Source organism: Longimicrobium sp. (assembly GCA_036389135.1).
In the GTDB taxonomy this organism is placed as follows: Bacteria; Gemmatimonadota; Gemmatimonadetes; order Longimicrobiales; family Longimicrobiaceae; genus Longimicrobium.
In genome coordinates this window covers 1-1,992 of record DASVQP010000097.1, presented here as the reverse complement: position 1 = coordinate 1,992, position 1,992 = coordinate 1, and the positions used below count along the sequence as shown (strand labels likewise).

Annotated in this window: 2 protein-coding genes; both read left to right on the top strand. The window is 68.9% G+C overall.

The annotated features are described in order from the left end of the window. Positions 1 to 437, top strand: a 437-nt coding sequence (locus VF584_20820; GenBank protein HEX8212633.1) for a transposase, incomplete at its 5' end; no start/stop codon positions are given. A 108-nt stretch (positions 438 to 545) separates the two neighbouring features. Further along, a complete protein-coding gene (locus VF584_20815) occupies positions 546 to 1,868 on the top strand; it encodes an IS4 family transposase (protein ID HEX8212632.1) in 1,323 nt (440 codons plus the stop codon). Positions 1,869 to 1,992 lie beyond the last annotated feature (124 nt).

Sequence of the window (1,992 nt, the reverse complement as noted above, 5' to 3'; positions counted from 1 at the left end):
CCATCTGCGAGCAGGTGTTCCAGCTCTGGTGGGATCTCCAGGACGGGAAACTGGACCGGGCCCAGCTCGCGAAGCAGATCGAGCCGGTGCGGGCGCGCCTCGATCACCTGCTCCAGGAAGGTGCGGCCTCGTCGGACAGGCGGGTGGCCGGCTTCTGTCGCAACGTGCTGAAGCTGTGGCCCTCGCTCTGGACCTTCGTGCAGGAGCCCGTGGAGCCGACCAACAACGCCGCCGAGCGGGCGCTGCGTCCCGCAGTGCTGTGGCGAAAGGGGTGTTTCGGCAGCCAGAGCGAGAACGGACTTCGCTACGTGGAGCGCATGCTCACCCTCACCGCCACCTGTCGACAGCAGCGAATGCACCCGCTGGACTACCTCGCCCAAGCCGTCTCGGCAATTCGCGCCGGCGCCGTGGTCCCTGCGCTCCTGCCTACCCACTGAACGGTTACGTCGCGGCTACAACGGCGCACAGTCCGCCTGCGCGCAATACTGTTCACTTTTCTGCGGCAATGTGTTATCTTGGAGTGAACCCTCACCCCAGGAGCCCGCATGGCCCGCACCAGGAAGCCCCGTCAGGAGGAGGATCGGCTCAGCGACCTGATGAACATCGGCGTGCTGACGACGCGGTTCCCGCTGGACCAGATCCACGAGGTGCTGAAGGAAACCGGGCGGGCGAGCGAGCGGGTGCGCGACCTGCCGGCGCACGTGATGATGTACTACGTGATCGCGCTGGGGCTCTTCCGTCCGCAGGACACGCGCGAGGTGCTGCGGCTGCTGCAGGAGGGGCTGAAGGCGATCCTGGGGGAGCGGAAGCGGGTGAAGACGGCGGCGAAGTCGGCCATCTCGCAGGCGCGCACGCGCCTGGGGGTGGAGCCGGTGAAGCGGCTGTACCAGGAGGTGGTCAAGCCCATCGCGACCGAGCAGACGCAGGGCGCGTGGTACCGCGGGTGGAAGGTGGTGGCGCTGGACGGCTTCACGCTGGAGGTGCCGGACACGGAGGCGAACCGGGCGGCGTTCGCGCGGCCGGAGTCGCCCTCGGGCGGCGAGAGCGCGTACCCGCGGGTGCGCGGGGTGGCGCTGGCCGAGGTGGGCACGCACGTGCTCTTCGCGGCCGAGGTGGACAGCTACGCCACGGGCGAGATCACGCTGGCCAGGCGGGTGCTGCCGCGGCTCGGGCCGGGGATGCTCTGCCTGGCCGACCGCTACTTCCCCGGCTACGCGCTGTGGAAGCAGGCGCTGGAAACCGGGGCCGAGCTGGTGTGGCGCATCCGGGAGAACATCCGCCTCCCGGTCCAGGAGCACCTCCCCGACGGCTCGTGTCTCGCCCACTTCTACCCGAAATGGGAGAACGGGAAGCCGCAGGGCGAGGCGATCCCGGTGCGGGTGATCGACTACCAGGTCGACGGCGGAGAGAAGATCCGCATCATCACCTCGATCCTGGACTGGAAGCGCGCCCCGGCGGCGGAGCTGGCCCAGCTCTACCACGAGCGCTGGGAGTTCGAGACCGCGCTGGACGAGTTCAAGACGCACCTGCGCGGCGCGCGCACGGTGCTGCGCAGCCAGACGCCCGAGCTGGTGAAGCAGGAGATCTACGGCCTGCTGCTGGCCCACTTCGCGCTCCGGGCGCTGATGCACGAGGCGGCGCTGCACGCCGGGCGGGACCCGGACCGGATCTCCTTCACCCACACGGTGAACGTCGTCCGCCGAACCCTGCCGCGCTTCGCGGCCCTTCCCCCCTCGGGAGTGGATGCGGCTGCACCGCGTGGTGCTGGACGAGATCCTGGAGGTCGACGTCGGCCCGCGCCGGCACCGCAAGGCCAAGCGCGGCGTCAAGCGCAAGCAGAGCCCGTACCCGGTGCGACGACGGAATGAGAAGTCCATCAGAGTCGAACCGCCTGTCATCGTGGTGCTTAGGTGAACGGTATTGCGCGAAGGCGGACTGCGCGCCGTTGTAGCCGCGACTTTAGTCGCATTTTCGCGGAGAGATTTCATCGGT

Bases quoted from the DNA above. Each gene is read 5' to 3' on its own strand.
- VF584_20815 (HEX8212632.1), top strand. From the start codon at position 546: ATGGCCCGCACCAGGAAGCCCCGTCAGGAGGAGGATCGGCTCAGCGAC.